The organism is Trichococcus sp. (genome assembly GCF_049589555.1).
Lineage (GTDB): Bacteria > Bacillota > Bacilli > Lactobacillales > Aerococcaceae > Trichococcus.
In genome coordinates this window covers 1-7,464 of sequence record NZ_JBAWAZ010000219.1, presented here as the reverse complement: position 1 = coordinate 7,464, position 7,464 = coordinate 1, and the positions used below count along the sequence as shown (strand labels likewise).

Annotated in this window: 6 protein-coding genes; 3 read left to right on the top strand and 3 right to left on the bottom strand. The window is 50.1% G+C overall.

All coding sequences use genetic code 11. The annotated features are described in order from the left end of the window. The first annotated feature begins 206 nt into the window (after positions 1–206). Positions 207–1,325, top strand: coding sequence for a 5-methyltetrahydropteroyltriglutamate--homocysteine S-methyltransferase (locus WBV27_RS08345; RefSeq protein ID WP_424201110.1), 1,119 nt, complete (start codon positions 207–209; stop codon positions 1,323–1,325). Positions 1,326–1,689: 364 nt separating this feature from the next. On the opposite strand, the gene WBV27_RS08340 is transcribed toward WBV27_RS08345, so the two are convergent. Next, a complete protein-coding gene (locus WBV27_RS08340; RefSeq protein WP_424201112.1) occupies positions 1,690–2,712 on the bottom strand; it encodes a serine hydrolase domain-containing protein in 1,023 nt (340 codons plus the stop codon). A 214-nt stretch (positions 2,713–2,926) separates the two neighbouring features. Between WBV27_RS08340 and WBV27_RS08335 the strand changes: the two genes are divergently transcribed. Next, positions 2,927–4,117: an MFS transporter gene (locus tag WBV27_RS08335; RefSeq protein WP_424201108.1), complete on the top strand. Its 1,191-nt coding sequence runs from the start codon at positions 2,927–2,929 to the stop codon at positions 4,115–4,117. 94 nt (positions 4,118–4,211) lie between these two features. Here the strand turns inward: WBV27_RS08335 and WBV27_RS08330 are convergent, their stop codons facing one another. Together WBV27_RS08330 and WBV27_RS08325 are read right to left on the bottom strand one after the other, a co-directional pair. Continuing rightward, positions 4,212–5,450: a peptidase U32 family protein gene (locus tag WBV27_RS08330; protein ID WP_424201106.1), complete on the bottom strand. Its 1,239-nt coding sequence runs from the start codon at positions 5,448–5,450 to the stop codon at positions 4,212–4,214. A 36-nt stretch (positions 5,451–5,486) separates the two neighbouring features. Further along, on the bottom strand, positions 5,487–6,407 hold the full coding sequence (locus WBV27_RS08325; RefSeq protein WP_424201104.1) for a peptidase U32 family protein: 921 nt from the start codon (positions 6,405–6,407) through the stop codon (positions 5,487–5,489). Positions 6,408–6,655: 248 nt separating this feature from the next. Here WBV27_RS08325 and WBV27_RS08320 point away from each other — a divergent pair. Continuing rightward, positions 6,656–7,464, top strand: an 809-nt coding sequence (locus WBV27_RS08320) for an NAD(P)H-hydrate epimerase (RefSeq protein ID WP_424201102.1), incomplete at its 3' end; no start/stop codon positions are given.

Below are 7,464 nucleotides of genomic sequence, written 5' to 3'. Positions count from 1 at the left end.
GAACCTTAGCCCTCCACGGGAATGCCCGTTACAGCATCACAGTATCCCGGAACAGCGATTTGTTGCGGCGTACTGGTTAAGGGGAAAATCGAGAGGTTTTTCTGAACCAAGGTGGTAACACGATGAATCTTTCATACGTCCTTGCGCAGCACAATGCGCAAGGACGTATTTTTTTACAAAAAAACAAACGAGAGAAGGAAATTATCATGACAACCCAAACAACTTTAAGCAGAACGAAAGCGCCCTTCCGCGCAGACCACGTTGGAAGCTTCCTGCGTCCCGAAAGCATCAAAAAAGCCCGCAAAGAGCTGGCTGAAGGCACAATAACGAAAGAAGCCCTGCGCGAAATCGAAAATGTCGAGATCACACGCATCGTCGAAAAACAGATTGAACTTGGCTATAAAGGCATCACGGACGGAGAATTCAGACGCTCTTATTGGCATTTCGATTTTCTTGAGAACCTCCTTGGCTTTGAAGGTTACCTCGCGGCGCAAGGCAAACAATTCCACAACGTTGTGACAAGCGCCCACAGCGTGCGCAACATCGGCAAGATCGCCTTTAATCCGGAACATCCCTTCTTCGCGGACTATGCTTTCTTGGCTGAAGCAGTCGGCGACAAAGCTGTTGCGAAAGTATCAATTCCGAGCCCGAACCAGTTGATCCGCCTCGGTTTCCGCAACGAAGAAGTTTATCCTACATTGGATAAGTATGCTGCCGATCTGCAGCAAGCATACCGCGACACGATCCTGCACTTCTACTCGTTGGGTAACCGTTACATCCAGATCGATGACACTTTCTGGGGCGACCTTTGCTCGGACAAAGCGCTTGAAATTTTCGGTTCTCAGGAAACTTATGATGAATTGAAACGCGTCGCTACTGAAAACGTCAAAAATATCCAGATCGGTCTGCCTGAAGATCTGGTCGTCACGACGCATATCTGCCGCGGCAATTTTCGCTCGTCCTACTCGCAGGAAGGCGCTTATGAGCCTGTTGCGAAAGAACTGTTCGGCGAAACCGGCTTTGACGGCTTCTTTCTGGAATACGACACTGACCGTGCTGGTGGGTTCGAACCATTGCGCTACTACACAGGCGACGGCCAAATCATCCTGGGCTTGATCACTTCAAAAACACCGGAATTGGAAGATATCGCCGAAGTCAAAGCGCGGATCGCCGAAGCTGCTAAATTCGTGCCTTTGGAGCAATTATGCTTGAGTCCGCAATGCGGCTTCGCTTCAACCGAAGAAGGAAACAATCTGACGGAAGAACAACAATGGGCTAAATTGGCATTGGTCAAACAAATCGCTGACGAAGTCTGGGGCGACTGATAATTAGTTGCATTATTGGGTACTCAGACCCAACAATCCCGACAGCAAAAAACGCAGCGCTACTCAGAAATTGAGTTGCGCTGCGTTTTTTGGCATGACAGCGAGCTGCCATTGACAGTACCCGAGTATTCGTTGTTGATTTTCATGTGAATTTTTTCATTTATTACTTTCCAAAATATTAATAAGCTGTCATACTATATTCAGAGTATCACTGTATACTCTGAAGTTACTGAGAGAATTTACTCTTTTTCTTTAGACCTCCGAACCGGAACGGTGAAGCTGCAACTTCACCGTCCACTTTCTAAAGGATACCGTCCATCCAAGGACAGCAAAAAAACGCCACCCAAAAAGTGACGTTTTTTTGTTATTCTGCTTTTTCCTCGCTGGCTTCCTTCAGATAGATGGCAATCAGCTCATCGCGGACCGCTATCCATTCCGGCCTGCGGTCTTCGAGATGGACCCGGTTCGAAAGCAGCAAAAATCCTTTTTTCCGGTTCGGATCCAGTATCATGAATGTGCCGGTGTAGCCGGTGTGCCACAACACAAAGTCTTCCCCATCCTGAAACAGGTTCCATCCCAAAGAGCGCGGCTGACCCGGGACTTTCCCCCAATCCCTCAGCAGTGACCGGACACTCTCCTCACGCAAAATCCGTTGGCCTTCCCACTCCCCGAAATGCAACAGCATCTGGCTGAATCGGATCAGATCCCGCATCGGCGCAAACAACCCGGCACTCCCGCAATGTCCGCCCAAAATAAGCGCTTTAGGGTCGTGCACAACTCCCCGGATCACATCTCTGGTCGGATGGTTCTGCGTCGGAACGCATTCCATCGGATCGATCGGCTGGTAGGTGCTCTCCGTCATGGCTAGCGGCTGCTTGATGCGTTCCTCAAAGTTTTCCTCAACCGATTTCCCTGTCAGCTTCTCGATGATGAAGCCTGCCAGGATCAAACCGGTGTCGGTATAGACCACTTTCCCCCCGAGGTTTTCTCCCGGCTCAAGGGAAATCAAGGCGGCGGCGAGTTCCTCGGCCGAAAGCGCATCGCGGTTTTTGATGTAGCCTTTCAGGTCGGACGTGTGCGTCAGCAGATGGCGGATCGTCACCGAGCCAGACCGGAATGCCGGCAAATACGCCCGCACCGGATCTTCAAAGTTGATTGTCCCTTCCTCGTGCAATTGGAGCAGCAGCGTTGTCGTGCCGATCACCTTCGTCAAAGATGCAACGTCATAGAGCATGCCCTCCCGCAAGATTTCCCGCTCGGGCAGGATCGCCGCCGATCCGATCAGCCGGGTTTCCGTTTTGTCCTTATCGATAAAGGTATAAGTCGCCCCTGGGAAAACAGCATCTTTCAGCATCTCAGCGATCTTCTTTTGGGTTCTTGGATACATCAACAAGCCCCTCCTTTCCATCATTGTAGTTGTCTATCATTATAACGCATCCAAAGCCTGATGCGCGGTACCTTTCGAACGCTTTTTACAATTTTGGGGAAGAATGGCGTGAGATTTGCGAAGCACTTTTCAATTTAAGAAAGAAACAGCTTTATCACCGGATCATGTGTTAGAATATTGTATATTAGTGAACTTATTGGGGGAATGTAATTCGATGGGGTATTTTAAGGAGCGTCTGTATCAGCAATACGTGATATTATTCATCTTCTACTTTATGTCCATGGCGGCTTTATCATCACTGATCACCGTCTACATGCGCGACCTGGGGAAAAGCGGGTCGGAAATTTCATTCATCCTTATCCTTTCAAACATAATCGCACTCATCATCCAAGGACTTATCGGGTATTCAAATGAAAAATGGGGAACCCGCAAAACGGTCACCATCTATGTGTTGATTTCGGCTGTCATCAGCAGTGGACTCTTTTTCTTCACAGGCAACTGGCTCTTCGGGCTCGTTTATGGTTTGGCGAACGCCATCACCTTGGGGCTCGCACCGCTGTTCGATGTGCTTGCGGCCAACAGCCCTTACAGATTCGGCCAAATTCGCCTCTGGGGAACAATCGGCTATGCAGCCGGGCAACAGATTTCAGGGATCATCTACGATTTTGTATCGCCGAAATCCATTTTCGTGCTCTATCTCGCCTGTTATTTTGCAAGCATCGTGTTCCTTTATCTCTTGCCTAAACCGGAACAAGCAACTGCCTCTCCAGAGCATGCATCGGAGAAGCAAGAGGATACTTCCGGAGGCAATACACTCAAGAACATCTTCCAGAACAAACTGTTCATCACTTATCTGCTTTTGGCGTTCATCATTTTCGGCACGAACACGGTCAACACCAGTTATCTGCCGTTGCTTTTGACCGATACGGGCGCTCCAGTCGCACTTGTAAGCACGACCCTGACAGTGGCCCTGTTTGCGGAAGTCATCGCGATGGCTTTGTCGCACCGCTTCATGGACCATTTCACGAACAAGCAGCTGCTTCTGGCCATTCTGTTTTTGTCAGGGACAGAGTATCTGATCAATTTCCTTTCGAGCGACTTTCTGGTGCTTTCCATAGCGACCGTCCTGACCAAGTTTTTCGCTTCCGGCACCTTCATCATGCTGAACCTCAAGATGGTCTCCACCTTGTTGAACCGGAAACTGATCGCCACAGGAACAGCAGTCGTCGCCATGCTCTCCAGGAACATCGGTACCATCTTCTTCCAATTGATGGCCGGACCCATCATCGATCAAATCGGGCTGAATTACCTTTATCTGCTCCTTTTCGTCTTTACGGTCATCGCTGCGGTGATTGCTTTGCTGTTCAGAGTACCGGCTCAGCCGAAAGAACGACTTTTTTCTTGATGATAGTCTGAATGTAACATTGTTTACCGAAATCAAAAAAGAATGGCCCCACGAGCAGCATACTCGCGGGGCCATTCTTTTTGTCATTCCGGTTTTATTTCTTTTTTCGGATCATATCGAAACGTTCAACAACGAAAGGAACTTTCATCTTCACGATCATCATGGCGTTAGGGGCCCGATCGATCGCTTCATCGTGTTCGTTCCAGATGGCTTCCACAGTCAATATGTTGTGGCGCAAGCCCGGTCCGTAGAATTCGATTTCGTCACCGACACCGAAATTGTTACGTTGCTGGATCGTAGCCATCTGCGTTTCCGGATCGTATGCCATCACTTGGCCGATGAAACCGTAGCGCGGAATTTTGCGGCGTTGGCCGAAGAGCTGTTCATTCTCGGTCGGGTCCTTGTAGAAGAAGCCGGTCGCCAATTCGCGTTGCGCAACTTTCCACAACTCATCCACCCATTCCTGTTTCAATTCGTAATGATCGGGATCGGCGCAGTAAGCATCCACGGCTTTGCGGTAGACGTTGACTACCGTCGATACGTAGTGGATCGATTTCATGCGCCCTTCAATTTTCAGGCTGTCGACGCCGCTCTCGATCAGATCGGGCAGGTGCTCCAGCATCGAAAGATCAACGGCACTCATGGAGAATTTTTCTTCGATGCCTTCTTCACCGGCACCTACAGGGTTCTGCTGCCCCAACAACGGCATATCGAACAAGCCATATTTCCAACGGCAAGACTGCGCGCAGCCTCCGCGGTTGGCATCACGGTTCGACATGTGGTTGGACAGGACACAACGGCCCGAATAGGAGATGCACATCGCCCCGTGGACGAAGGCTTCGATTTCGACATCGGTCTTCTCGTTCATTTCCTGAATTTCTGCCATCGATACTTCACGGGCCAACACGACGCGCTCCAAGCCTTCACTCGCCCAAAAATTGAGCGTCTGGTAGTTGGTTGCTGATGCCTGTGTCGACAAATGGATCGGCAAGCCGGGTGCGTCGGTCACGGCAATTTCCATCAGCGCGGGATCCGAAATCAGGACCGCATCGATGCCGATATCGCGGATCGTGCGGAAGAATTCGCCTGCGCCTTCCTCGTTGCCTTCATGGGTGACCATATTCGCGGCTACATAGATTTTCGAACCATGGCTATGCGCAAAAGCGACTGCTTCCGCCATTTCCTCATAGTCGAAATTGCCTGCGCGGCTGCGCAAACCGTACGCTTCTCCGCCGATATAGACGGCGTCAGCTCCGTAGTGGATGGCTGTCTTCAATTTTTCCAATGTTCCGCCCGGGGCCAAGACCTCGGGCTTCTTTGTTATTGTTCGCATGTGTGTATACACTCTCTTTCTTTCAGTATCAAAGTATTAGACAACTTCGTTCGGATCCTTGGAATAGAACCCGGAATCCAACTCACGGTTGGCGGGATGCAAAGCATGCAGTTCGGCATCCAAGCGTTCCGCCAATTCTTCCGTCCAGATCCCTTCCGTGAAGGCTTCACGCGCTTCCACGAACAGTTTCGCGATCGCGACAAAATTTTCTCCTGGGGTGAACAATCCATCCAGCATCCATTGCGAGACGCCGATAGCTGTCAGTTCGCCCAGATGAGGCATCAGATCAAGGTCATTGTTGGCGAAGATGTGCGTCCCGTTGCGGTCCTGATAGATGGAATAATGGGAATCCACTTTTTTCGGCTCGGAAATGAACAACCCGCGCTCTTTGTTCACCGCTTCCTCTTTCTCGATGAAATTGAAATAATTTTCAAGCAGGTTGCGTTTCGATTGATGGATGCAAGTGGCACCGTACACCAATACTTCAACCGGCACCAACGCACCCGGGATCAGTTTCTTCATTTCCTCAAAAGGCACTTCACGGGCCAGCACGGAACCGACTGCTCCCCTTTTCGCCCAGAAATTGATCTGTCCGCTTGAAGTCACCATGACTTGTGCGTCATAACGGTAAGGGATGAACAAATCCTGTTCCCGCATCACCTGCACTACGCCGGGATCGCCCAACGTGATGCTGTCGACTCCCGTTTCACGCAGGAAAGCCAAATATTCGGCCACTTGATTGATACGATCGTTATGGAAGATCGCGTTCACCGCGGCACTGACTTGCGCGCCTTTCTCGTGCGCATAGGCGATGACCTCACGCTGTTCCTCTCTGGTGAAGGAATACGGCAAACGAAGGCCGTACTCATCCTCTCCTATATATAGTATATCTACACCGCAATCCACCAATTCCTTGGCTTGCGCTACTGACTCGGCTGTTGCAATCAGCTCGATCATCATACATTCCTCCCTTATTCGAGTTCCTTGATAAGATTATCACATTACTTATAAAAAGTGAATGACTGTTTTCCCTAAGTTTTCAGAAAATTGTTGTGCAGAATAGTCACGGCTTGTTAAGGCAATCATTAGATTCCGCCTTGGATAAAGCTATATCAGGCTCCCCGTATTCTTTCCAGCACCAAGAATGGTATAATATCAATTGTGAAAATGGAATGACATCCACCAACCATCAGGAGGAATATTCAATGAAAAAACTTGTCAACAGCCAACAGATGAAAAAAATCGACGCCTTTACGATCGATGAGATCGGCATCCCAGCCATGGTGCTGATGGAAAATGCAGCGAATCAGGTCGTTACAGCCATAGAAGAACGCATCTCAAGAGAGGACATCATCCTGGTGATCTGCGGTTCAGGCAACAACGGCGGCGACGGAATGGCGGCAGCCCGCATTTTATTGAACCACGGCTTCCAGGTGGATGTATTCCTGATCGGCGAACGCGAAAAATTGTCCGCTGAGTCCAAAAAACAACTCGACATCATCGAAAATTTGGAAATGGTCATCTGGGATGACGTCAGCGAAATCAATTTCAAAGGCTACACCGTCTTGGTCGATGCGATTTTCGGCATCGGATTGGACAGGCCGGCAGAAGGGAAATACGCGGAGACGATCCAACTCATGAACGAGTTCCACGGATATGTCTTTGCCGTCGACATCCCATCCGGCATCTCGGCCGACAATGGACAAGTTCTGGGCACCGCTGTCCGGGCGGATGTGACCATCACTTTCGGGATCGAAAAAATCGGCCAGCTGCTTTACCCCGGTTCTTTGCACACCGGAAAATTGATCGTCAGCGACATCGGTTTCCCACCGAGCGCCATGGACGTCATTTCTTCGAATGTGCTGTTCTATGAAGAGAGCGATCTTTTTTCGCTTCCGAGACGCGCGGCCTATTCGAACAAAGGCACTTACGGCCGGGTCGTGATCATCGCCGGATCCGCAAACATGAGCGGGGCTGCCTTCCTTTCGGCAAAAGCCGCCTACCGTACCGGCGC